This is a genomic window from Bacillus sp. MMSF_3353, from assembly GCF_030733445.1.
Classification (GTDB): domain Bacteria; phylum Bacillota; class Bacilli; order Bacillales; family Bacillaceae_G; genus Bacillus_A; species Bacillus_A wiedmannii.
In genome coordinates, this window is record NZ_JASHJA010000005.1 from 352,745 (window position 1) to 377,284 (window position 24,540).

General features: G+C 33.2%; 27 protein-coding genes and 3 pseudogenes. 22 read left to right on the top strand and 8 right to left on the bottom strand.

The window, feature by feature from the left end:
- Nucleotides 1-124 precede the first annotated feature (124 nt).
- Complete coding sequence (locus RBB48_RS15265; RefSeq protein WP_000658777.1) at nucleotides 125-439, bottom strand: thioredoxin family protein; 315 nt, start codon at nucleotides 437-439, stop codon at nucleotides 125-127.
- Nucleotides 440-1,041: 602 nt separating this feature from the next.
- Between RBB48_RS15265 and RBB48_RS15270 the strand changes: the two genes are divergently transcribed.
- A complete protein-coding gene (locus RBB48_RS15270; RefSeq protein ID WP_176546165.1) occupies nucleotides 1,042-1,203 on the top strand; it encodes a hypothetical protein in 162 nt (53 codons plus the stop codon).
- On the opposite strand, the gene RBB48_RS15275 is transcribed toward RBB48_RS15270, so the two are convergent.
- Nucleotides 1,182-1,790 (bottom strand): hypothetical protein, encoded by a 609-nt coding sequence (locus tag RBB48_RS15275; protein WP_088063281.1) that lies wholly within the window; start codon nucleotides 1,788-1,790, stop codon nucleotides 1,182-1,184. The genes RBB48_RS15270 and RBB48_RS15275 overlap by 22 nt on opposite strands.
- A 248-nt stretch (nucleotides 1,791-2,038) precedes the next feature.
- Between RBB48_RS15275 and RBB48_RS15280 the strand changes: the two genes are divergently transcribed.
- Nucleotides 2,039-2,164: a hypothetical protein gene (locus RBB48_RS15280; protein WP_255288454.1), complete on the top strand. Its 126-nt coding sequence runs from the start codon at nucleotides 2,039-2,041 to the stop codon at nucleotides 2,162-2,164.
- 574 nt (nucleotides 2,165-2,738) lie between these two features.
- Nucleotides 2,739-3,092: a hypothetical protein gene (locus RBB48_RS15285; protein ID WP_088063282.1), complete on the top strand. Its 354-nt coding sequence runs from the start codon at nucleotides 2,739-2,741 to the stop codon at nucleotides 3,090-3,092.
- A gap of 218 nt (nucleotides 3,093-3,310) precedes the next feature.
- Here RBB48_RS15285 and RBB48_RS15290 read toward each other — a convergent pair whose 3' ends face one another.
- Complete coding sequence (locus RBB48_RS15290; protein ID WP_088609399.1) at nucleotides 3,311-5,302, bottom strand: collagen-like repeat preface domain-containing protein; 1,992 nt, start codon at nucleotides 5,300-5,302, stop codon at nucleotides 3,311-3,313.
- A 314-nt stretch (nucleotides 5,303-5,616) separates the two neighbouring features.
- On the opposite strand from RBB48_RS15290, the pseudogene RBB48_RS31855 reads away from it, so the two are divergent.
- Nucleotides 5,617-5,786: pseudogene (locus RBB48_RS31855) on the top strand (DUF6944 family repetitive protein); the annotation flags it as partial.
- Nucleotides 5,787-6,023: 237 nt separating this feature from the next.
- The gene (locus RBB48_RS15295; protein WP_000539238.1) at nucleotides 6,024-6,302 is read left to right on the top strand and encodes a hypothetical protein; all 279 of its coding nucleotides are present in this window, start codon (nucleotides 6,024-6,026) and stop codon (nucleotides 6,300-6,302) included.
- Between the two features lie 121 nt (nucleotides 6,303-6,423).
- Here the strand turns inward: RBB48_RS15295 and RBB48_RS15300 are convergent, their stop codons facing one another.
- Complete coding sequence (locus RBB48_RS15300; RefSeq protein ID WP_000443219.1) at nucleotides 6,424-6,561, bottom strand: DUF3956 family protein; 138 nt, start codon at nucleotides 6,559-6,561, stop codon at nucleotides 6,424-6,426.
- Nucleotides 6,562-6,762: 201 nt separating this feature from the next.
- On the opposite strand from RBB48_RS15300, the gene RBB48_RS15305 reads away from it, so the two are divergent.
- The 4 genes from RBB48_RS15305 (at nucleotide 6,763) to RBB48_RS15320 (ending at nucleotide 9,294) form a co-directional block, all read left to right on the top strand.
- Nucleotides 6,763-7,161, top strand: coding sequence for a CHRD domain-containing protein (locus tag RBB48_RS15305; protein WP_000464548.1), 399 nt, complete (start codon nucleotides 6,763-6,765; stop codon nucleotides 7,159-7,161).
- A gap of 341 nt (nucleotides 7,162-7,502) precedes the next feature.
- Entirely contained in the window at nucleotides 7,503-7,754 is a 252-nt protein-coding gene (locus tag RBB48_RS15310) for a DUF3947 family protein (RefSeq protein ID WP_033656336.1), read from the top strand.
- Between the two features lie 285 nt (nucleotides 7,755-8,039).
- Nucleotides 8,040-8,576 carry a C1q-like domain-containing protein gene (locus RBB48_RS15315; protein ID WP_001278094.1) on the top strand — a complete coding sequence of 179 codons (537 nt, stop codon included), beginning with the start codon at nucleotides 8,040-8,042 and terminating at the stop codon, nucleotides 8,574-8,576.
- A gap of 106 nt (nucleotides 8,577-8,682) precedes the next feature.
- Nucleotides 8,683-9,294, top strand: coding sequence for a hypothetical protein (locus RBB48_RS15320; RefSeq protein WP_306007836.1), 612 nt, complete (start codon nucleotides 8,683-8,685; stop codon nucleotides 9,292-9,294).
- A gap of 911 nt (nucleotides 9,295-10,205) precedes the next feature.
- On the opposite strand, the gene RBB48_RS15325 is transcribed toward RBB48_RS15320, so the two are convergent.
- Entirely contained in the window at nucleotides 10,206-10,400 is a 195-nt protein-coding gene (locus tag RBB48_RS15325) for a hypothetical protein (protein WP_060488666.1), read from the bottom strand.
- A 275-nt stretch (nucleotides 10,401-10,675) separates the two neighbouring features.
- On the opposite strand from RBB48_RS15325, the gene RBB48_RS15330 reads away from it, so the two are divergent.
- The 6 genes and pseudogenes from RBB48_RS15330 (at nucleotide 10,676) to RBB48_RS15355 (ending at nucleotide 16,016) form a co-directional block, all read left to right on the top strand.
- Nucleotides 10,676-11,266: a hypothetical protein gene (locus RBB48_RS15330; protein ID WP_087982465.1), complete on the top strand. Its 591-nt coding sequence runs from the start codon at nucleotides 10,676-10,678 to the stop codon at nucleotides 11,264-11,266.
- A 555-nt stretch (nucleotides 11,267-11,821) separates the two neighbouring features.
- Entirely contained in the window at nucleotides 11,822-12,835 is a 1,014-nt protein-coding gene (locus RBB48_RS15335) for a glycoside hydrolase family 25 protein (RefSeq protein WP_088063289.1), read from the top strand.
- Between the two features lie 177 nt (nucleotides 12,836-13,012).
- On the top strand, nucleotides 13,013-13,864 hold the full coding sequence (locus RBB48_RS15340; RefSeq protein ID WP_088063290.1) for a peptidylprolyl isomerase PrsA: 852 nt from the start codon (nucleotides 13,013-13,015) through the stop codon (nucleotides 13,862-13,864).
- 457 nt (nucleotides 13,865-14,321) lie between these two features.
- Entirely contained in the window at nucleotides 14,322-14,540 is a 219-nt protein-coding gene (locus tag RBB48_RS15345) for a hypothetical protein (protein ID WP_087980343.1), read from the top strand.
- Nucleotides 14,541-14,817: 277 nt separating this feature from the next.
- A pseudogene (locus RBB48_RS31690) lies at nucleotides 14,818-15,223 on the top strand (hypothetical protein).
- A 457-nt stretch (nucleotides 15,224-15,680) separates the two neighbouring features.
- Nucleotides 15,681-16,016 (top strand): YolD-like family protein, encoded by a 336-nt coding sequence (locus RBB48_RS15355; protein WP_088063291.1) that lies wholly within the window; start codon nucleotides 15,681-15,683, stop codon nucleotides 16,014-16,016.
- Nucleotides 16,017-16,233: 217 nt separating this feature from the next.
- On the opposite strand, the gene gerPF is transcribed toward RBB48_RS15355, so the two are convergent.
- A complete protein-coding gene (gene gerPF, locus RBB48_RS15360) occupies nucleotides 16,234-16,449 on the bottom strand; it encodes a spore germination protein GerPF (RefSeq protein ID WP_001141565.1) in 216 nt (71 codons plus the stop codon).
- Nucleotides 16,450-16,658: 209 nt separating this feature from the next.
- Between gerPF and RBB48_RS15365 the strand changes: the two genes are divergently transcribed.
- The 5 genes and pseudogenes from RBB48_RS15365 to RBB48_RS15385 all read left to right on the top strand — a co-directional run bounded on the left by RBB48_RS15365 (nucleotide 16,659) and on the right by RBB48_RS15385 (nucleotide 19,359).
- Entirely contained in the window at nucleotides 16,659-16,994 is a 336-nt protein-coding gene (locus RBB48_RS15365) for a hypothetical protein (RefSeq protein WP_001066867.1), read from the top strand.
- Between the two features lie 41 nt (nucleotides 16,995-17,035).
- Nucleotides 17,036-17,229: pseudogene (locus RBB48_RS15370) on the top strand (hypothetical protein).
- A gap of 132 nt (nucleotides 17,230-17,361) precedes the next feature.
- Nucleotides 17,362-18,069 (top strand): SDR family oxidoreductase, encoded by a 708-nt coding sequence (locus tag RBB48_RS15375; RefSeq protein ID WP_088063292.1) that lies wholly within the window; start codon nucleotides 17,362-17,364, stop codon nucleotides 18,067-18,069.
- A 209-nt stretch (nucleotides 18,070-18,278) separates the two neighbouring features.
- Complete coding sequence (locus tag RBB48_RS15380; protein ID WP_088063293.1) at nucleotides 18,279-18,938, top strand: DUF6944 family repetitive protein; 660 nt, start codon at nucleotides 18,279-18,281, stop codon at nucleotides 18,936-18,938.
- A 208-nt stretch (nucleotides 18,939-19,146) separates the two neighbouring features.
- Entirely contained in the window at nucleotides 19,147-19,359 is a 213-nt protein-coding gene (locus tag RBB48_RS15385; protein ID WP_000990228.1) for a YqaE/Pmp3 family membrane protein, read from the top strand.
- A 68-nt stretch (nucleotides 19,360-19,427) separates the two neighbouring features.
- Here the strand turns inward: RBB48_RS15385 and RBB48_RS15390 are convergent, their stop codons facing one another.
- Nucleotides 19,428-19,637 carry a KTSC domain-containing protein gene (locus tag RBB48_RS15390; RefSeq protein ID WP_131933606.1) on the bottom strand — a complete coding sequence of 70 codons (210 nt, stop codon included), beginning with the start codon at nucleotides 19,635-19,637 and terminating at the stop codon, nucleotides 19,428-19,430.
- Nucleotides 19,638-20,103: 466 nt separating this feature from the next.
- Between RBB48_RS15390 and RBB48_RS15395 the strand changes: the two genes are divergently transcribed.
- The gene (locus tag RBB48_RS15395) at nucleotides 20,104-22,515 is read left to right on the top strand and encodes a transglycosylase domain-containing protein (RefSeq protein WP_306007830.1); all 2,412 of its coding nucleotides are present in this window, start codon (nucleotides 20,104-20,106) and stop codon (nucleotides 22,513-22,515) included.
- 79 nt (nucleotides 22,516-22,594) lie between these two features.
- Here the strand turns inward: RBB48_RS15395 and RBB48_RS15400 are convergent, their stop codons facing one another.
- Nucleotides 22,595-22,876: a hypothetical protein gene (locus RBB48_RS15400; protein ID WP_306007831.1), complete on the bottom strand. Its 282-nt coding sequence runs from the start codon at nucleotides 22,874-22,876 to the stop codon at nucleotides 22,595-22,597.
- A gap of 237 nt (nucleotides 22,877-23,113) precedes the next feature.
- Between RBB48_RS15400 and RBB48_RS15405 the strand changes: the two genes are divergently transcribed.
- Nucleotides 23,114-24,259: an MFS transporter gene (locus RBB48_RS15405; RefSeq protein ID WP_000440677.1), complete on the top strand. Its 1,146-nt coding sequence runs from the start codon at nucleotides 23,114-23,116 to the stop codon at nucleotides 24,257-24,259.
- Nucleotides 24,260-24,540 lie beyond the last annotated feature (281 nt).

The window sequence follows — 24,540 nt, forward strand, 5'->3', positions numbered from 1 at the left end:
GATTTGGATCGAGGGGATAGGGAAAAGGATAGATGTATTATGATGAATCCGTATACTACACCGCTCAAAGGTGATTGGGCAAAATAAAAACCCTCTAGAAAATATATTTTAGAGGGTCTTCATCTTAGTATGCTTCTAAAAACTCAGTAACTTGCTCTTCAGTTTTTGCGTTAGCACTATGTAAGTGGCCTAGCTTCTCACCATTTTGATATACAAGTAAACTTGGAATACCCATTACTTGATACTCTTCAGCGATACTTGGGAACTCATCTTTATTAATAGAATACCATTCAAACTTATTGAACTCTTCCATTACATCTCCGATAAAGTTGTCCATACGCACACAATCTGGGCACCATGTAGTAAAGAACTTAACAACTACTGGCTCCTCACTTGCGATAATGTCTTTGAATTCCTGTTCAGATTTGATTTCTTTCATGTTTTGTTTCTCCTTTTTCACTATTAATATTTTAGGTTGGAACCTCACTTTTCTTTATAAGCTTTTTCTAGGGTTGTGTCAAACTTCTGAATTGTAAGGTTACTATTATAAGTAGGGTAATTCAAATTGTATTCATGATAGCCATTGCTATAACGTTCTTTTTTTCCTCACATATTTTTATGAGATGTTTATGAAGCGACTGAAATGTAATGTCGGATAAAACAAGCAATCTCTTTCTGGTACTTAGAGAAGGTAAACGGTGGATAATCATTACTCATAAATTTTATGAGTGAATTAAACAACAAGCAGGAAATTCAAAAAAAGATGTAGGGGATGCATGTATGAATTTAGAGGAATCGTTATAAGAACGTATTCGTAAAGTTGTGAGAGAAGAGATTAGGGCGGCGTTATATGAGTTCCAGCAATAATCACAACCCCAAAAAGTAATATGGGTGAAAGAAGCGTGACTAACAAGAGGGGAAATTGCTGCACTGTATAGAGTGAAAGAAAAAACATGATGTGGAACGCGAAAGGGATCATAAGAACATCTTAGGAATTATTTAGCGGTTAAGAAGTCAGGGGAATTAGGATGTTGAAAATGGGTGAAGAAACAAAAACGCCCACCTTGCATTGTTTGTGAGAAACAAGAAGGTGAGCTTCAATTAAAAGAAACGAATTGGATTTGTGAAAATTGTGCCCAAATTACGCATGAACAAGGTATTGAAAGAGATACCTATACCCTTTATATCTTATTCCATAAATAACAAAGCTGGTGGGCTTCTGATTCAAGAGCTATTAAATGATCATTATTAATAGAGTTATTCGTATACATTCTGTTCTTTTGGATGTTAAGGACAGTATAATTCACATCGTTATATTTATTTGAAAATGTTGATTCATTTAATAATGTCAGTGTTGAGTTGATGTTATATTTATCAATTCGCTCTTTTTTTCCTTTGAAAAATAGTTTAATAAGATGCGGCTCATCATTAATGAGCAAACCGAGTTCAGGTGATGAGCGGACGATTAAATTATCTGATAACCAATGTGATTTACCTGGATCAAACCAAGAGACTTCTTTGTTTTTAATAAATTTTTTGTACTGCTTTATAACATCAATGTAGTTTTGCTTTTTCTTCTGATCAACAGTTTGTACTAATGTTTCAAAACAATCAAAAGGTAGTTCGTTTTTATGAAATTTAATAACAGTTTCTCGTAATTGTTTCCAGTAATCAAAAACCGGGTGATATTCAGGTTGAGATTTTAAATTCTTTACAAAATTTGTTTTAGCTGCACTACTTTTCAGTGTGAAGTCTAAAAATTGTGTAAGTCCCACTTTAATTTCCGCCATGTTACACCTCCTTTCCAAATGTTACTAATTCAATATTGGAAAGGGAAATCCTGCATTTTTAAGGAGGTGAACTAGATGCTAGAAAAACCGATGTTCATACACAATGGTAATTGTAAAGCTGATTCGCAAAAATGACGAAAATCCCAATTTATTTTATATATTCAGCCACGGTGTGTGAGTGCTGTGGCTTTTGTATTTCTTATTGAGCTTGGTATTCATGGAATACTTTCTAAGAGGAGGAAACTGGAATGGATCTACACCCACTAAATGATAATAATCCGAAAAAAGCATTGGAAGGGTTTTTAAAAGCAGTGGAGAAAGCCCAGAAAGAAGAGAATGAAAAATCAAAGAAAGCAAATAAAGAAGATGAGTGAAGCGCGCTATCGTTAAAATGACGAATAACGTGCTTTTTTATTTTTTTCATAAAGCGCATGCATATTCATGGATTTACAGATATTTGTTACGTGGGCATAGTGTTTTTGATAAATAATATTATGGAAATAAACGGAAATGCAATTATATGAAAAAAGGTCCTGTTGTTTCCAACAGGACCTTTCCTAAAATGGCAAAGAGTAACTCTTACCTTACTCTTCTCGTATATAATACATGAAAAAGATAGATGTGTATACAACAAGAAATTCCAATATAATTATTTGAATATAGTGTTTAAGAATAATAAGGTGGAATTTAAAATAAGGAATTAAATTACAAATGTTGATTTATCAGGTGATTCAAATGAATTTCTATCAAATTGTAGTTAATAAAGTGATATTGAGATAATAAGATATGTAATTTTGCATACCAGATTTTTAAAGCGAACAAGGGTATGGAATATTTAAATAATACGGAAGTTGAGGGAGAGTAATACTAAAATTTCATTTGTTTTTTACTGTAATAAATAAATTTATTTGAATAGAAGCGAAAAATAGAGGTTTGCCTTAGTCATTTATGAAAGTCAAGAATATTTATAACCATAGGAGTAAATACACAGGTCCGATTTTTGTAATGATGGAGGGCATTGATATGGACATAACTCAAAGTATGGCAAGAATAGTGGTAAATGGAAAGGATCTTCCGTTTATTTCAGTTAGAACTTCTGTATGGAATCAAGGACCTGTAAATGATTTAATTGTTTCGACAAACTTGAGAGCCGAGGAGCTTTATCAGTTTATGTGGTCACAAGTGCCAGTAATGCTTGCGATGTATTTTCTTCAAGGAGCGGACTTAATGCGGTTTGCTAGAATTAATGGGATTAATCAAAGTGTAACGGGAGAATATATATATCATTTCTCTTGGGGATAAAACGAATGTAAAGTAGCTTAACAGCTGCTTTTTTATTTTATAAAAGAATTTTAGAAGATTAGAAAATATGATTAGAGCGTGATATAGATAATTTGTGACTGTTTTTCACGTTCGTAAAGTTAAGCAGTTACTTCATTTCATACAAGGGGGACTTTGAATATGAAGTTTTTAAGGAATGAAAAAAACAGAGAGACATATATTTTTGTCTCTCTGTTTTTTTATTCACAAATAGTTCCAGTTGCTATACCAGTTGGAGCAACGCCTACTGGAACAGTATCTATAACCATATTTGTAGCAGTATTGATAACAGAAACAGTATTGCTACCTTGGTTTGTAACGTAGGCGAGAGTGCCATCTGGTATGATGGTTACTTGATCCGGGGATAAGGCAACAGGAATTGTATTAATTACAGTATTTGTCGCCACGCTTATTACTGATACATTATTACTAACTTTATTTACAACGTAAATACGTGTGCCATCTGGTGTAATATCTATACCAACCGGTTCAGTACCTACGTTAATTGTATTAATTACGGAATTAGTAGCGGTGTCAATAACAGAAACAGTATTGCTGTTTTGATTTGTGACATAGGCACGAGTGCCATCTAGTGTAAAGACGATTATTCTAGGACGAATGCCAACAGGAATAGTAGCGCTAACTGTATTAGTAGCAGTATTAATAACAGAAATTGTGTTGCTTAATTCGTTTGCGACATATGCAAAGGTTCCATTTGGAGAAACGGTGATTCCTTGCGGAGCGTTACCAACAGGAATGGTAGCAACAACTGTGTTAGTAGCAGCATTTATAACAGAAACAGTATTATTACCGTGATTTCCAACATAAACAGTTGTATTATTTGGAGAAACAGCTACACCAATCGGGTCGCTTCCAACAGGAATGGTAGCGATAACAGAATTTGTAGAAGTATTAATAACGGATACGGTATCAGAAAAAATATTAGTAACATAAGCGCGAGTCCCATTTGGTGAAACGGTTACTTCAAGAGGAGCATTATCTACAGTAATTGTAGCAACAACTGTATTTGTTCCGGTATTAATTACAGATACTGTATCATCTGTGGGATCGTCTATGGCCCCTGCGTTTGTAACATAAACAAGGAAATTACATGCAGGTCCAGTGGGGCCGGTTGGCCCAGTCGGTCCCGTAGGTCCTGTTGGACACTCACAATCTCCAGTCGGTCCTGGTGGTCCTTCCGGTCCTTGAATACCTTGCACACCTTGAGGTCCAGTCGGCCCTTCTGGTCCTTCCGGTCCTTGAATACCTTGCACACCTTGAGGTCCAGTCGGCCCTTCGAGTCCTTCCGGCCCTTGAATGCCTTGCACACCTTGAGGTCCAGTAGCTCCTTCTGGTCCTTCCGGCCCTTGAATGCCTTGTACTCCCTGAGGTCCAGTCGGTCCTGGTGGTCCAGGAACTCCCATTCCAGTCCCAGAGCCAGTGGGTCCAGGTGGTCCAGGTGGTCCTTGAAGCCCTTGCACACCTTGGGGTCCAGTCGGTCCTTCCGGTCCTTCTGGCCCTTGAAGCCCTTCCACGCCTTGAGGTCCAGTAGCTCCTGCAAGTCCTTCCGGTCCTTGAAGCCCTTGCACACCTTGAGGACCAGTAGCTCCTTCTGGTCCTTCTGGCCCTTGAATACCTTGCACACCTTGAGGACCAGTAGCTCCTTTAGGTCCTGAAAATCCTCTAGGTCCTGTCGCTCCAGTAGGACCGGGTATTCCGATAATATTTAATAGAGAACTATTCAATATTCCTTGCAAAATTAAGTTGAATGTTTGTTGTAACAATGGGTCCGATATATTGGAACAACTAATGAGCGAAGATAAATTTTGGAATAAAAATTGGAATAACGCAGAGATTTGAGTAAGAGATGCAGTGGGCAAAGAATTGATTAATTGAGTGATAGTTCGTATAACTAAATTTTTATTTGGAGTATTTGGTTGTACTGCAATGATTAAATCATTTAACGCTTGTAATGATGATTGGAGTATTTGTATAGTTGTCGGATTTGGCGTGGTAAAGAAAGAAAGGATAGCTTGATTTAATTGGTTAATTAGGGACAATAATTCTTGTTGCTGAGAAAATGAGAAAAAAACAGGTGTACAACAATTACTTTGATCACAAGGGGATATAGAAATAAAACAGGGAAATTGGAATTTTTTGCACGGATCGTTTGAGTTTTGATTATTTTTCATAATTACCTCCTTTTTAAAATTTTATCATCGTTAAGTATGCTTTAAGAGTTTGTATTTTCTTCTGCATTTAAAGGATTTGTAAGTATTTGTGTAATGTTCAGGAATATTTTTCTTCTAAGTATATGTTTAGAAAATCAAGACGTTCTTATGGGACGTATAATTAATACTTGGTTATTAACAAGAAGTGTAAGTAAGGCTAGAAAACAAAATGGAAATATATTTTTATTAACTTAAAACATAAAAGAGTAATTTATTAAGTGTTTTAGTGAAGAAATCATCTATTTGCAAAAACTACTTTGTTTTATAGGAAAAGTAATATAAATGGAAAAAATTTAAACACTCAAATAAATAGCGAACCGAATGAAAAAATAAAGGAAGACAGCTGATAGAAATTGCAGGAAGTTGGATACAGGCCGTCGGTTCCGTAATTTCATTAATTGGACAAATAAGTGAAGAAAATGAGGAGTTGGAAGGGAGCGATTGATAGACTAGTTTAAAAAAGTAAAATGTAACTATTTTCTAAAATGACAATGAGTAATTTTCACCTTGTTTTTTGATGAACCATTTTTATATGAAAATCATATAATATATTGTAGGACAAGCAACCAGTTTATAATCTATTAAATACTCCAAGAGCTTACCTTATATATATCTTCGCATCTACTGATCTAGATGCTCTTTTTTTATTGAACAAAACACCCATTTGGAAAGGAGGTTAATAATGGGAGTGACATTAGAAGAATTAGAAAAGTGTTATAACAAAGCCTTTATTGAGGGAGCAGAGTACGTAGCTGTTCAGATTGAAATGGATGGATTTCATAGCGATGAAGTAATTATTAACGACAAATACAGTATAGACTCTAAATTAAAGTATTATAAGAAAACATACAATGAAAATTTAGAACATAGATGGATTCCAGGGATTCGTATTGTAGGTTTTGCATATGGCTATTCGTTCTCAGAAATTCTACATGAATTAGGGTTGCTAGTGAAGAAATGATTAAACAAATAGCAGTTATTTTACGCGATGCCGTGCTTTTAGTGGTGTCTTTTTTTGTTGTGAAGGAAAGATATAAATAAAAAAGAGAGCCTAAGCTCTCTTTTGAATAGATACCTAACGTTTATGCACAGATTGGAATTCCTAATGCTATTAAGGTCAATGCTACTTGAAGAGAAAGTTCTAATCTAGCAATTTCGATTCCAGCGACTGAGACCACTAAAAGAGGTTGTCCATTAACGAACAAAACACAGCTTTCCATACTTTCGCCTCCTTCCGAGTAATCTAATATAGTATATGAATAAAATTAAAATACGTAATAGTAAGATTAATAGATTTAATAGAAATTGATAATTTAACCTATGGTATAAAAAAATTAAGTAGACTAATACCTGATTTATTAACACTATATATGAAGGACAAGAATATATTAGGAGTATATAACAACGTAGGAGTGGTAAATATGTTCTTTGCAAAGTTACGCGGTAGGAATGAAGTTCCACCAGTAGAAACAGGTGCTCGAGGAGAGGCTTTCTTTAAATTAAGCCCGGACAAGCTTAGCTTAAAATTCAAGCTAGATTTATTCGATATAGAGGATGTAGTAGCTGCCCATCTGCATCTTGGGTCAAAAGGAACGAACGGTCCTGTTGTAGCTTTTTTATTTGGACCTATAACAAATCCAGTTTCAATAGAGTGTGCAACTCTTACGGGAATGATTACTCAAGAAGATTTGGTCGGGCCGTTAGCGGGTCAAACATTAGGTACTCTTGTAAATGAAATCATATCTGGAAACATATATATTAATGTTCATACAGTACAACATTCTAATGGTGAAATACGAGGACAATTGAATTATTGTTAATGAATAAAAGTAGTGAAAAATAAAGCATCCGTTTAGGGTGTTTTTATTTTGTGAAGGTTGTATAGATAAGTAATCTATTTTTAGTAATCTTAAACATTCATTTCTAAAATTTTGAAAGTAGTCGAATTTAAAAAATAGTTATCAGAAACTTGTTAATGAAATGCCCCTTCAAAAATTAAATTAGTATTAGTAGATGAACCTTGTAAATGAAATATGAAAGTGTAACAGATAATAAAAATCTTTAAACCTAATCAAAGCTAATAGATTAACTCTCCGCACCCACTGAAATAAAGAATCATAACATAACTTGTAATTACTTTTAGGGAAGTGAGATGAAAGTAATGTTTTATTCTTATTTTGCTACTCAAGCTGGTATGCGACCAGCGTATGGTACATCAATAACGTTTAGTGGAGCACAAAGTACAGTTCAAGCTGTTCAACAAGCATTACAAATGCAACAACAAATGCAAATGCAGCAACAAGGTATCCAGCCGTATTATTCATCTATGGAGTATTTTTACCCAGTGCATCAAATCACACCGTATGGAAGTTCTTTTCTTACTATCCCATATGGAACTGTATTTAATCTATAAATTGAAAGTTTAATCAGTAGGGGGCAGGTATCCCAAACCGAAATTCATCTCCCATCGAGCGCTGGGCTATCGCCCTTCCTACGCCTTTGGAAGGAGAGTTTTTTCGGTAAATTCGTTAAGTTTGAATGGATTGCACTATACATCTAGGTTGTGTTTTTATTAATATGTTTTCCTCTCAAGTGTATATAAATAGGCGATAAGTATAGTGCTAAAACAATAGCTCGTCCAAACATTGCGAATCCCCCTTACATAATATGTGGTAATAAGCATGAAAGGGGAACTAGCATGTCTTGCTATTACTACTGTAAGTATTGTAAAGAGTATAAAAAGAAACAGCATGATTGTTGTAAGAGCACGAGTAAGTGTAATGACAACGAGGAGAAGCTTGTTAGGGCATCTGCATTTAGAGCTAGAAATACGGTGAATCAAACGGTTCCTGCCAATACTTTTGTAAAGGTATTGTTCCAAAATGAACAATTTGATTTAGCAAATGAGTATAATCCAGTAACGTCTATTTTTATTCCGAAGACTAGGGGAGTTTACTCTATTATTGGAACGATTGGTTTCTTTCCAAACGATCCTAGTTTAAATTATAGAGCTCGTGTAGAAATTCGTGTAAATGGAAACGCAGCAATAGCTATAGATAATGACTTTTTCGGTCCAATAGGTTTTGGAAATGTAGTAAGTGTTTCGACGATTATTCAATTGAATGAAGGAGATCAAGTTGAGGTTTATGCACAAAGTAGCATAGACGGAGTTTTAAGTCCTTCAGAAGACGGCTCACATTTTGAAGCTGCAAGATTCCCTTCTCCAATTAAATAAAGTCCAGTAAACAAAAGAGAAAGAATAATCCTCACCGAAATGGTGGGGATATTTTATTCTATTGAAAATAGTAACAGTTTGTCCAAACTATTCTAATCTATATTGCATAGTATGTAATAATAAATTTAAAGGGGGACTTACTACGTCTTGTTATTACTGTAAGTATTGTAAAGATTATAAAAAGAAAAGTCATGATTGCTTTAGAAAAAATAGTCAATGTGATAGAAAGTATGTAAAAGTGAATTGTTGTGATGATAAGAAAGAAAAGCTTGTAAGGGCGTCTGCATTTAGAGCTGTTAATACAATGAATCAACCTGTTCCGGAAAATACTTCAGTTAAAGTATTATTTCAAAATGAACAGTTTGATTTAGCGAATGAATATAATGCAGCAACATCTATTTTTATTCCGAAGACTAAAGGGGTATATAGTGTATTAGGGAATATAACATTCTCTCCAAATGATTTTAATGTAAATTACAGAGCTAGAGTTGAGATTCGTGTGAATGGAAATCCAGCAATAGCAATTGATAATGATTTCTTTGGGACTGGTGTATTTTTTAACAATGATGTTTCAGTAACGTCTATTCTTCAATTAGAAGCAGGGGATTCAGTTGAAGTTTTTGCTGAGAGTAGTGTTACTGGAGTAATTGTACAAAATGTTAATGGTTTGAATACGGTTCACTTTGAGGCTGCAAGATTCCCTTTACCAACTGAATAACGAAGACAATACAACACTTTTCAGTAGGTTTAGTTAATCCCCTTCACCAAATGGTGGAGGATTATTATTGTTTTTCTAAAATATATAAGTAAATAGGTTAAATGTAGTTTTTTTCAGGAGCATTTCACGTACTAGGATGTAAGGGGGAAAGGGGTATCTTATTTTGAGCATTGGATCTTCTACAGGTAAAAAAAAGAGTACAACGAAACATATAACATGGTTGTGAAATTTCTTTTGCATTACATTTGCTAGTCGTCTTATGGAATAGAAAAGACATCTTAATTTATTAATACATAAAAGGCCGTATAATTACGGGCTTTTTCTTTACTATATAGAAATTACATATTTAACATAGGTTTGTGTAGGTATTGCTATTGTATAGAAAGGAAAAACATTAAGACGATTACACTATATAAAAATAAAATAAATCCTAAGATGAGTAGTATGGGATGCAACTTGAACATTTTTGACCTCCTTGAGTATATAAAGAATTTTAATACATATTTGGTCAATTTAGAAGGGGAATATATTAATGAATGATGATTGAATCAATCAATACACTAATTTAACAGAATAGTGAACGTATAATAAATAAAGGAGTATTGTTGATTACACATTGATTAAATTGTTTATAAGCAGCAGATAGGTTGATCGCCCGTGAAATATAAAAGTGAGCAGGTTTATGTTTACAGAATGAGAGATAAATAAAAAAAAGAGCATACATAAAAAGTACGCTCTAAAGAAAGATAGGTTTTATGAGTGGATAATTTCCATACGATAATATATGCTCGGTTAATAAAAACGTGTGAAAAATCAATAGATTATCAATGGAATAACATGAAATGAGTAATTTTGGTCTATTCCCGTCGTCGCGGAGCTAACCAAATTGTAAGGATTGTGAATAGAATGGATTAACAACTGGATAATGATCGTACTTCAGTTTCGTATTTCTTATAGTTTGGATATTGCGTAATAGTTTGACACTTAGGTGTGGAAAGTTGGTTAATTATAGAAACATTTGTAATTACCTCGTTACATGGACCGAAAAATGTGATTTTTAGTTTTGAGTTTGGTGGAACTTTAACCACGATAGGTTTTTTTTTCATAAAATCAGCTCCTCATATGCAGCATCTTATTCTGCACTTTTTCGTTCAGATTATAAAGGCGTATTAATATAATATGAAATTTTAGTTGAGTTGATAATAATATGGGGTTTTATGCCGTGGTGAAAATGTGGGAAATGCATAGGAAACTGAGAATGTTCTATAAAATGTTTAATCGATATAATAGGTAAAAGCAAAAAATAAGTAATTTATCTAATACACTTTTTTCCTTGATACATATTATAGTAGTAAGAATTGTATTAGGAGGTAATGAAAGAGTGCAAGAAAATGTACAAGCTCAGCTTTCACCACCGTGGATCACATATTTCAATGAGTTAAAAAATTCAATTGGTGCTGATCCAACTGTTTCAGTTGGTCCGCTAATTCCAGTTGGCGGGAATTATATTATTTTAGTGCATGCGTTAAGTAATGAAAAAGCGATAGCGTTAGCAACGCTTCTAAAATCTTTTGTAGAATTTGGGAATGTAAGTGTAACAGTTATTGTAACTAATAATGAAAATAACATTGTAAATCCACTTCCATGTCCACTAGATGCATTTGAAATTGCTCATTTATTTCAAGTGGCGTTAGAAAATAATCCTTATTTTGAACAAGTTGTTGTACAGCCGCAGCTTCCTGGTGGATCAAATGTTGTCTTTCCAGTTTTTACTGCGCAAGTGATTCAATTTTTTAATGATGATATTTCAAATTTATGTCAAACATTTACTGGTGTTGCTGCAAATGTATTTCATGATGTAATGAACGATGACATTTGTGATATCCCAATTTTATTCTCCACAAGCTGTGTTCCGAGCGGTGAGAGTGCACAATTACAAAATACAGAGTTGACACCAAAACTGTTTTACTAAATTGTAAGAAGACATTTTCATTAATAGAAAATGTCTTTTTTGTATGCATAAACGTTACTTTGTCTAGCTAATTACAGGTTAACAAGCTGTGAATCATGAACGAAACTGCCACTGATGAAAGAGTTACAGAATTTCATATAGTATGTAAAAGTAGTCTGTTTGAATTGAAAATATATAAGAAATGTGAGGGAAATCATTTTCGTGAATATAGAATAATCGCAAGAAACACAGTAAGTTAGCTGTCATACATATGTTTATTAGTCTAAAGAAGATTAATATCGATGAGTAGTAATAATGAAAACGTTTCTAATAATAGCGCTAATGAAAGGTTAATTAATTGATATTATTTACTAATAGATGATAGTGCATATCTCGAATTTGTGAATGAGCTGTATGAAAAATAAATAAAATTAGTGGAAGTTTAATTAAAAGATTATATGTTTTGAAAAATAATATAGATTCTCCTTATTTATATTATAGATAGCTAGTATTAGGCATAAGGGGCTTTCAATAAGACAAGCTTTGAATATGATATTAAAAAGGGGATGAATTGTAGTGGGGTATATTATCGATATTTCAAAATGGAATGGAACTATTGATTGGGATATTGCAGCATCTCGGCTAGATTTAGTTATTGCTAGAGTTCAAGATGGCTCGAATACGGTAGATTTTATGTATCAAAATTATGTGAATGAAATGAAGAAACGCAGTATTCCATTTGGTAATTATGCATTTTGTCGCTTTATATCTATTGCTGATGCAAGGAAAGAGGCACAAGATTTTTGGAGTCGTGGCGATAAATCTGCTAAGTTTTGGGTGGTGGACGTAGAAATTCAAACGATGATGGATATGCAAGGGGGGACACAAGCGTTTATAGATGAATTACGCCGTTTAGGTGCGAAAAAAGTAGGGCTATACGTGGGGCATCACACGTATGTATCATTTGGAGCACGTAATATTGAAGTTGATTTTGTATGGATTCCTCGTTATGGAGGAAATAAGCCAGCATATCCGTGTGATATTTGGCAATATACTGATGCGGGAAATGTTCCTGGTATTGGGAAATGTGATTTAAATCAATTAATAGGAAATAAGTCGCTTTCTTGGTTTATAGGTTCGGATCAAGTAAATCAATCTATTCAATTTAACAAAGAGAATACACAGCAATCAAATGGTATTGGTATTGCAGTTTCAAAATATCCTGATGGATATGGCATAAACGTATATGAAAATCCTACGAATCCTCAGTTTACAGGTACAATCACTCAAAAAAATCCATATTTAGTCTTACATGGTTATTGGGAAGACGCAGATAAAGATATGATTTGCTTAGGCAATGATAAACAGTGGGTATATGTAAAACATTTTGATGTAGAATGGTTTTATGCAGTTTCAAAATATCCTGTTGGGTATGGAGTGAATTATTATGCAGAGCCTGAATGTATAAATTATAAAGGAAATATTGATGGATCAAAATCTTTTCGTGTGTGGGGAAGAGCCAAAAATGCAGTAGATATCGGGCAAAATAATTGGATACTGGAAGAACATGTAACTATTAAGAATCTATAGGAATACGTAAAGGGTCATTTTACTGATAAATAGTAAGATGACCTTTAATATTTGAACAAAAAAGAACAAGATACATAGTTTATTCAAATGAAATGAATTACATGTGGAAAACACATTGTTAACACAAGTACATTGTATAGTTATTCTTATATAATAATAAAAGTGAGGTATTTTGAATTGAAAAAGAAAAAGCTATTTTTAGGAACAATTATTTCATGCGTACTACTGGCATTATCGGCATGTGGTTCCTCAGACAATGTAGTAACATCAAAAGTAGGAAATGTTACAGAGAAAGAGTTAAGTAAAGAATTAAGACAAAAATATGGGGAAAGTACTTTATACCAAATGGTGTTAAGTAAGGCGTTGCTAGATAAATATAAAGTTTCAGATGAGGAAGCAAAAAAACAAGTAGAAGAAGCAAAAGATAAAATGGGTGACAACTTCAAATCGACTTTAGAGCAAGTTGGATTGAAAAATGAAGATGAATTAAAAGAAAAAATGAAGCCAGAAATCGCATTTGAGAAAGCGATTAAAGCGACTGTCACAGAAAAAGATGTAAAAGATAACTATAAACCAGAAATGAAGGTAAGTCACATTTTAGTGAAAGATGAAAAGACTGCTAAAGAAGTGAAAGAGAAAGTAAATAATGGAGAAGATTTTGCAGCTTTAGCGAAGCAATATTCAGAGGATACTGGTTCAAAAGAACAAGGTGGGGAAATAACTGGTTTTGCTCCAGGGCAAACGGTGAAAGAATTTGAGGAAGCTGCATATAAATTAAATGCAGGACAAGTAAGTGAGTCAGTAAAAACAACTTACGGGTACCATATTATTAAAGTGACAGATAAAAAAGAATTGAAGCCATTTGATGAAGTAAAAGATCAAATTCGTAAAGATTTAGAACAGCAAAGACTACAAGATACGACAGGTAAATGGAAACAGCAAGTAGTTAATGATTTATTGAAAGATGCTGGTATTAAAGTGAATGATAAAGAATTTAAAAATACATTTGAATTTCTAGAAAAGAAATAATGATTGTAATTAGAAAAGGGAACCTATATAGGTTCCCTTTTCTAGTTAGTGTGTGTGTTATAAATAGATAGTAAGACAATATAATATTACATTTAAATATTAAGAATTTCAATGGGAATTTATGTATTTTTTAAAAATTGGAATGATCAATGCTTCATAGAATGTTGATATTATAATGTTTCGTTTGCTTAATTTCATTCCACTATTTGCATGTAGTCTGATTGGCGCGGGCTAATTAAAACCTGAAGTGATTTAAGTTTTTCTTTATTGAAGTGGATAAACATAATTTGCAGAATGAAACATACAATAGTATTGAAAAAATATTGATGTTAAATGAAGTGAAAAGCAGAGCATTCTACTAAAAAAGAATGTTCTTTTTAGTATGAAATTTTCAGAGGAAAGAATGCTTTTAAAGAAATTATTTAATAGATAAATATATTACGTAGGAGGAGAAAATATGAAAGTAATTTTTCAAAGAGAAGGTGGAGGGAAGGTTTTTGAATCGTATGATGAAGATATAAGCAACTTATTAGCTATTTTAAAAGAAACGAAAGGGATCAAGATTGGGATGGTTGAGTATGAAGTATTAAAATATGAATTAGAGTATTTTCGTAACCCAAAAAAAGCAGTAACAGAGAGGGAGTTACATATAATAGTACAACCAAAATATATGTAATAATAGGGGGCAATTATTTATAAATAGTTTTATACATTATGTACGAAAAGAGAGTGTTTAAATTGCTCTCTTTTCATAGAAATTCATAAGGAATGAATTGTGGTTCGTTATAAATTCCTTAAATTTTGTGAGTTCGTTCTTTATAATATATGCTTTCATTTATAGTTGGTTAATAAACTTGAAAAATTAAAACTTTTTAGTTTAGGCAGGGATTTTATATTCGAGCAGATAAATATTCATATAAAGTATTTTGTATATGAATATTGGAGGAGTAAAAATGAGTTTAGCAAGTTATATAGGGTGCAATGTAGAAATTCCGTTAACGGATCCAGATTCTAATGATGTAATTGTTTTTGGGTCGTGCTTTTCAGATGAAAGTATGCTTGAAATTGTACAAGAGTTTCAATTTCAAACAAGTTACACGTATGAAGTTTCAACGAGCTGGGGCATTGAACTTGTTGAGTGGCAAAGTGAAAAGGAGAAGAAAGAAGCTAAAAAAAGCTATTAGCTTTATGCTCGATTATGGAAGGTTATTTAAATGAGGGGGACTATTTTGAATTATTCAGTTGTTGGGTTGGTGATGAAGATCAGGAACGAGTGGGAGAATTAAATTAAAAATAAATCATTTTAATATAGATGAGATTTGTATCCCGGAAAGAACGCTTGTCAGGATAGAAAAGTAAATATGGAAATATACGTTATTAGAAAAAAGCGACTTCACTTTGTATGAAGTCGCTTTTTCTGTTGATATGTGGACGGCCTATTATATAAGAAGTGAAAAGCTCACTTGATGAAGAAAAAATAAATGATGGATAAAAATATAATTTAAATCATTCCAAAAGAACGTAGGTTCGTGTATAATTAGAACGAATGTTCTTGTATGTGTAGATAGTATACGAATAAGAAATAAAGTGAAACTTTAATAAGCAGGGTGTTCATCGTCCGTTATTTATTAGCTTTCACCAATTAAGCGTTAACGGGCAGTTGATTTTCGTCTTACCTCCTCGCATATAGCGGATTTTGAGGTAGGAGCTTCACTACCTGTTAATGCCGGATAAATATGAGCCTAGCATTATGAAAGAATAATTGAGTACCATTATGTGTGAAATTGAATGGATAAATGATCAAGGAGATAAAGAAATGAATGATGTAAAGGTGCAGAAAATAGAAAGAGAATGGGTTCCATTTACAGTAATGTCGGAACAGTTGTTAAGTTTGCGAAAGGTTATTGGAGAGAAGTTTAAAGTACAAAAACCGCTCTTAACAAACGAAGCAAAAGAGAGAATTTCTGATAAATTATTAACGTCATTATTGTCTGAGAAAGAAATATTGGTGACATATTTTGAAGATGGTTACATCCTTACAAGTTATATGACAGTAGTGCATATAAACCCGCTAAAGCGCATTGTAATATGTACGGACGCATTTTATAAAACTTACGTATTTAATACTTCTGATATTATTGAAATAACGTAAAGGAAGCTGAAATTTCAATTTTAGCTTCCTTTACGTTATTTTAGATGAGGGATATAAATAATGAAACGAAAAAGCAGCTAGCTTCATACTAGCTGCTGAGCCCCAGGGAAAGGGAGAAAAAGATAGGGTACTCCAAAAATCAATAATAGCTGTGTAACAGCCTAATTATAGTATAGACAAATTTAAAATTCCTAAACAGAACGATGAAAAAATAGGATTAGGCTGTACCCACTTGGTTTTGATCTGCAAGGTCAGAATCAAACGTATTAGTCGCGCTCACGCCATTAAAAGTATTAACAACAAAACCAACGTTTGAAGCACCAGATCCATTATAAGCCTTCGTATTTTCTTTCGGAGAAACGTTGTAGAAATCGCCTAAGTTAAATGAACCGTTACTATTTTGTACAACTAAATTCCCTACAACTGAGGGCATAGTTTTCACCCGCTTTACAATCATTTGTTAACATTACTATATGGCCTTATAGTCCAAATGGTTCATGTAACAAAAATTGTGGAATAGTAAAACGTTTGAAGTGTAGCTTAATCCTAAAATAAAAGTATGTTAAAATTAATGTAAGGTCGATTAATTTTAAAAAACAATTGTATAATTAATATATACAAAATCAAAGGAGGCAAAATGTAATGAATAATGTTATAAAAAAAGTAGATTTAACAGATGCAAAATCAAGTAATCTTGTTGCACTTATTTATAGCAATGAAGTTATATTGGTTGAAGAAGCATTTTGTCCAAATGAAATAAAATTAAAGTTTAATGAAATTGCAATTTTATCGGCTATTAAAACAGCACATATAATGAAAGTATCCATCAGAAAAGAACTGGAAGCAATTTTTCATGACACTGGTGTTTTATTTGTGAAGCATAGTGTTGATTATGGAAATAGTCAATCTATCACTATGCATTTTGAACAATTCAAAAAGTTGCAAAATGAGATTGAGAATTTAAATAAAAATCGGTAATCAGAATAGATGAAGATTCTTTCATAGAGGTTAACTGTTCTATGTTGAAAAAATGGTTTAAAATTTTTTTAGATGAATCTCACTGTAAGCATAAATATGGTTTTATTAAGGATAATGAAGATTTTAAAAGAGGTAATCTAGGTGTAACTTTTATATATTGTGTGAGAAATGCGGGAAAGAGAAGCTGAAATATAAAAGCAATAACGAAATAAATAATGACTTTTTTGATATATAAGCAAGAGTAACTGTTATGGTTACTCTTTTTGCTTACATAAAAACACCTACTAAAGTATGAAATGAGTTGATACTTTAGTAAATGGCTGAATGAAAAGGGAGAGTGTAAAATTTTATAAAGGAGGAGAGGTATATGCAGCGAAACGAAACTGGAAAAGTTGTAATGATTACAGGAGTGACGCAAGGATTAGGTCGTGCAATGGTTGATCGATTTCATGAATTGGGATGGAATATATATGGCTGTGGACGTTCAAAAGATAAAATTGAAGAATTGAAAAAATATTACGGTAATATACATGATTTTCAAATAATCGATGTTTCAGACTCCCAGCAAGTAAGTAATTGGGCGAGTTATATACTTCATAGATATAGAGCACCTGACTTGTTAATAAATAATGCATCGATTGTTAATAAAAATGCGCCACTGTGGAAAGTAACAGCTCAAGAATTCGAAAATGTAATGAATGTAAACGTAAATGGTGTAGTAAATGTAATTAGGGCATTTGTCCCAGCGATGGTAGCTAGGAAAGAAGGAATGATTATTAATATGAGTTCTAGTTGGGGCCGAGAGGGAGAAGCTGAGCTGGCGCCATATTGTGCCTCAAAGTTTGCAATTGAAGGTATCACGAAATCTATGGCACTTGAATTACCCTATGGTATGGCTGTAGTTGCTTTAGATCCGGGCGGAAGTATTAGGAGCCCAATGCTGTATTCATGTGCACCACAGTATGTAAATGAATCACCCACACCTGAAATGTGGTCACATCATGCGATTCAATATATATTAAATATAACAATAGATAAAAATGGAGCTTCATTGACATGCCCAGAATGTATGTAAATATATTTTGAATTGTATACGTATCTTTTAATTAGCATATTTTCAGTGATATACGCTTTGTCTAAAAAAAGTACCTTAAAGGTGCTTTTTTGTATGATTAACACATTTTAGAATGCACAAAATTACATATAGAAAATAAATATGAGATAAAGGATGTCATTTGTGTATGGCGAAAAAAGCACTAGAAAATTTCTAAATAGGTGATAAAAATGAATCCAAGCGGTTTAAAAGTGACAGGAGCATGGTTTCAAGTAGGAGGAAATCTTACTGCGGCTATTGGGACGACAAGAGGATTTATTGGAGAAGAGAAAGTTGAATCAGATCTTGTAATTGTAGGAAGCTCATTACAAGCCCTCGGTTATATATTACAAATAATAGCGAGTAATGATACCGGAAATGAAGCTGAAAGAGAAAATCAAAATATGTGTTTGGAGAATAAAAGTGAAATGCTTGATAAAATGGGCATTGAATTATTAGCATTAGGGAATATATCAAATGTAATAGGAACATATTTTAATATAAATAAACAATTGAAAGAGAATGATTATCTCATAATTATCGGGAACAGTTTACAATCGATTGGTGCTTTTTTAGGAGTAGAAGCAGCTTTACTTCAGATGAAAGCAATACAGAGAATTATAATACTAGGTAATTCTTTGCAAAGTTTAGGTGCTGGACTTCAAGCGTATCAAGGTATTATTAATGTATCAAAGAACGAAATAGAAAATGAAGGCAGTATGGTTGATAAGAAGAATGAGAAGATAATAGCACTCATTGGTATTTGGATACAAGCAATAGGAACTATTATTTCTGCGATTGGATTAACTATAATAGAGAAAGAAGACAGATTAGAAAAAATAAAAATATGAAAATACACATTTGATAAAGGAAGGGGGATTTTAATTTTACATACGTGGTAAGATTGAAGTAGTAGGTTTTTAGGCATTTGAATAGAATATATAAGAGTAGAAAAGTTTTTCATGCTTAATTGGAATTTATGAAATATAAAAATAATTGGTTTTGTGAGCGTATGAAAAGAAGAGAGATAAAAAATACAAAACAAGGAGTTTTCAAGAGATGATGTATTTATTGGCAATTCTACTACCACCAGTAGCCGTATTATTTTGTGGAAAACCATTTCAAGCAATAATTAACTTCCTATTAACATTAATATTTTGGGTTCCAGGAGTTATACATGCGATATTAGTTGTACATGATAAAAAAGCAGACCGGAGATTAAAAAAACAAATTGAAGCATATGATGAAATGAATAAGAGGAATAGAAGATAGCTAAGTCGTGAAATGATTGTAAAAAGAAAGGGGGACTACCTCCTTTCTTTTTTTCATTCTGTTTAAGTTTAAATTTTAGTATAGCGGTAAGAATTTTTAATATAAGTATTGTGATAATTAGTTTTAGATTGTGCGCTTAATAAACCGGTGTAAATGTTTTCAGGCACGTTAAAGAAATCATACATTCCATTCTTTAATTGAATGCGCAAAATCATAGAAAAAGGATTATAGCCAACAGCAACTATATTTTTTGAAATCACGGGAGATAGTTTCATCATTACGCAACTCCTCACTTCTCATTTTTAATAATTTCTTGTAGATGTTGAGGTTGTGGTGTTGAAATCCTTATAATTAAAGAGGTATTATACTTATATGCAATATATTAAATGTTCGTTATACGTAATTATAAGGAAGTTCACACGAAGTACATATCGTTGTGCTATTTTTATTTCACCTTTGATTTATAAATAAGAAAATATTGACCATTTGAAAAAAAGGTATATTATTTATACGAGGTATTAAAAATTCACTTTTTACATTCTATGCTTAAAGGGGCAGCATTATTAGGAAAAATAGAAGTGAAAATAGTTTGTATAAGAAGTATTCTAAAATTTATAATCTGTGAATTAGGAAAATATTGAATGCTCCAGGTCGATATACTTTCTTAATTAACTTCAGTTTAGAAAGTGACCTCAATATTTTTAAGTAAATCAACGGGAGAATTGAAAGGCAGGAGAAAGTAACATGTCAGAAAATTATCGTTCTCGAGAGGAACGACGACAAGTTAAAAAGAAAAAACAGCCAGCTTCTAAAACACAAAAACCAAAAGGGAAAACTTCATTCTTTCGTAAGTTTTTAATTACTTGTTTATTACTTGGTATTGTTGGTTTAGTGGCGGGGGTTGCTACCTTCTTCGTAATGATTAAGGATGCACCAAAACTTGAGAAAGCAAAACTTGTTAATCCGTTATCCTCAAAAATTTATGATAAAAATGGCGATTTGGTATATGAATACGGGAAAGAAAAACGGACGAATGTTACGTATGATCAAATTCCTAAATTAGTAGAAAATGCATTTTTAGCAACAGAAGATTCACGTTTTTATGAGCATAGTGGAGTAGACTTTAAAGGTACTGCCCGTGCTGTCTTGGTGAGTCTTAAAGGAGATTACGGTTCACAAGGTGGAAGTACAATAACGCAACAGGTTATTAAAAACTATTTCTTATCGATGGAAAAAACATCAAAACGTAAAGTTCAGGAAATATATTTAGCGTATAAGCTAGAACAACAATATTCAAAACATGAAATTTTAGAAATGTATTTAAATAAAATTAACTTAGGAAACCGTTCATATGGTATCGCAACAGCAGCACAAAACTACTATGGTAAAGAATTAAAAGAGTTAACATTACCAGAAGTTGCGATGCTTGCAGGTTTACCGAAAGCACCGAATAACTATGATCCAACGAAAACGGACAATATTCAAAGAGCAACAGAAAGAAGAGATGTTGTACTAAAATTAATGAATCGACATGGTTATATTACGAAGGCAGAAATGGAAGAAGCTTCGAAAGTTAAAGTAACAGATGGACTTAAAACTGCAACTGTTCAGGCAATGCCATATCCTGCATTTATGGATGCGGTTGTGAAAGAAGTTGAAAAAGAATTGCCAGATGCTAACATTGGTTCTGACGGTTTAGAAATTTATACAACTTTAGACCGAGATGCACAGAAGTCTGCTGATAGGATATTAAATGAAAATATTATTAATTATCCAAATGATAAATTCCAAGGTGCTTTCACATTTATGGATACGAAAACAGGTGAGGTTCGTGCTATAGGTAGTGGGCGCGGTGAAAATAAAGCAGTATTTAAAGGGCATAATATGGCAATTGAATTAGATCGTGCAGCTGGTTCAACGATGAAGCCAATCTTTGATTACGGTCCTGCTATTGAATATTTAAAATGGGCTACGTACCATCAAATTGATGATTCTCCATTTAAATATTCAACTGGACAAGAACTTCGAAATGCGGACAGAAGTCATTTAGGCCCAATTACTATGCGTGAAGCATTAAAAATGTCACGTAACGTTCCAGCAGTTAAAACTGCAAAAGAAGTAGGACTTAATAAATCAAAGGAATTCTCTGAGAAATTAGGTATTACATTTAATAAACCGCCGGCAGAATCTACCGCTATTGGTACAAACGAAGTATCACCAACTGAAATGGCGGGTGCTTATGCGACATTTGGTAATGGTGGAAAGTATGCAAAACCGCATTTTGTTAAGAAAGTAGTTTATCCAGACGGCAAGTCACAAAGTTTTGAGCAAAAACCAAAACAAGTTATAGCTGACTCTACAGCATATATGATTACTGATATGCTTCGTTCAGTAGTAACATCTGGTACTGGTACAGCAGCAAATATTAGTTCTTTAGATGTAGCTGGTAAAACAGGTACAACAAACTATGATTCAAAACAACTAGCTCAATATAAAATTCCAGAAAGTGCGACTCGTGATAGTTGGTTTGCAGGTTATACGCCGCAATATACGATGGCGGTATGGACTGGATATATGAAAGATGGTAAAGACGAGTATATTAGTAGTAAAAATACGAAAATTGCACAGTTGATCTTTAAAGAAATGATGAGTGAGTTTGCTACTGACAAATCACGCTTTAAAATGCCAAGTAGTGTTATTCAAGAAGGTAGTGAGCTACGTATAAAAGGTGAAAAACGTGATTCTTCACCAAATACGAGCGTACCGGATACAACGGAACAACCAAAACCAGATCAAAAGCAAAAAACTGAAGAAGAGAAAAACAAAGAAGAAGAAAAGAAACAAGAAGAGCTTAAAAAACAAGAAGAACAAAAGCAACAAGAGGAACTGAAGAAGCAAGAAGAACAAAAGAAACAAGAAGAAGAAAAGAAACAAAATGAACAAAATAATGGAAATGGCCAAGGAACGACACCTCCAGCAAATAACGGAGGAGGCCAAGGAAATACAACACCTCCAGCGAATAATGGAGGAGGCCAAGGAAATACAACACCTCCAGCAAATAATGGAGGAGGTCAAGGAAATACAACACCTCCAGCGACCACACAACCAGATACTGGCGGGAATGCAGGAGAAGTCCCTGTCAATAATGGACAATAAGAGAAGTTAATAAAAAGTACAAAAAAGCACTTAAGATTTGTAAAAATTACAATCTTAAGTGCTTTTTTATCGTTTAAATTTAAATGTTAAAAGTACCGTAGAAATTTTGAAAATAAATTGATGGAAAATGATAAAAAACTTGAGCCTGAGGCAATGGAGTATAACTGGGGTTGTAAAAGGTAGTACTACTTGGATGTGCGCCATGATGCCAAAATGAGGGAGTAACTTGACCTGGAATTTGATATTGTTGCCAAGTTGCAGGAAGTTCAATTCCTACATCGGAACTAGCTGTATGAACGGCTGGAACGTGTATCCCAGGAGTCGAAGGAACGGCGGCTGTTACTCTTGAAGATACCCACATAACATAATCACTCCTAAGTGGTGATAATAAAGTAGTATATTCTTTTCACGCGTATAAAGGTACATATAGATAGGACTTTAGGCTAATGTATACTTATAAAGTTGTAAGACCAATTTATATTGATGGTGGACCATTTATTATAAAAAGTTACGTCTATTTACGGAGGGAAAAGGGACTAAGAAAATGTAAAATGGAGGTGTTAATTGCAAGAATATACGTGTTTATGGAGGAATTTTAATGGAACGATTATGGACGAAATCATTTATTCAAATGACTTTCGCAATGTTATTTTTATTTACAGGATTTTATTTACTTGTACCAACGCTCCCGCTCTTTATTAAAGAGATAGGCGGCAATGAATCACAAGTTGGACTTATGATGGGAATGTTTACAATAGCAGCAGTTGTAATACGACCGATTATCGGAGGAATGTTAGATCAATATGGGAGAAGATCTTTTATTATTTTCGGACTCGTCTTTTTTGGGATAACGATGTATTCTTATAATTTAGCATCGACTATTGTTCTTTTAGCTGTTTTACGGGTTATTCATGGCGTGACATGGGCTGTTTCTACAACAGCTGTTGGAACAGCAATAACTGATATTATTCCAGATTCACGCCGTGGTGAAGGTATGGGTTGGTACGGGATGGCTATGACAATTGCAATGGCGATCGGCCCAATGATTGGATTATCGGTTGTACAACATTATTCATTTCACGGCCTATTCTTGTTGGCAACTCTTTTATCCTTTATGGCAGTCCTATTATCGTTCATGACGAAAATGCCATTCACACCACAAAAAGAAAAAGGGAAAATGCAGTTGTTTGAAAAATCGGTTCTCTCCATTACAATTGTAGTTTTCTTTTTATCATTTGCATATGGAGGAATTACGACGTTTTTACCGCTATTTGCATCTTCAATCGATGTGAATCCTGGGACATTCTTTCTTGTATATGCAGTTGCTTTAACGATTGTAAGACCAATTTCAGGAAAACTATTAGATAAGTATGGAGAAGTATTTATTATACTCCCGGCACTATGTATTACGATTATCGCGATAGTTGTATTAACGATTTCAAATAGTTTAATAGGGGTAGTTATCGCAGCTGCATTATACGGTGTTGGATTCGGTTCAGCACAGCCCGCATTACAAGCAGCGATGCTTACAATTGTTGATCCGAGTAAAAGAGGAGTTGCTAACGCTTCATTCTTTACCGCATTTGATTTAGGGATTGGACTTGGTGCGATTTTACTTGGAGTTGTTTCGCAAATGTTCGGTTACCGTATTTTATTTGCAGGTAGTGCAATTTCAGGACTAATCGCTTTCATTATTTTTGTCATTTTTGTAAAACAGCGATTAGGTAAAAAAGAATTTGCGTAAACGAGAGGAACAAAGATCAAAATTTTAATTGAACATGACGCTCTACAATGGTTTAAGGAAGAATTCTGAATATAGCATGTTAATAGTCTAATTCAGCCTGGATATTCTTTAGGAATAGTCTTTAGGAAATTATATGGTAAATTATGTAAGTTGATGATCTTTAGCACTTTCAAAACTATCATTTAGTTGTAGGTTAGTACGGGGAAACGTAGGAATTTAATTTAATTATGTAAAATAATAACTTTTTTAAAAGTAAATAAGTTTTATATAAGAATTATATT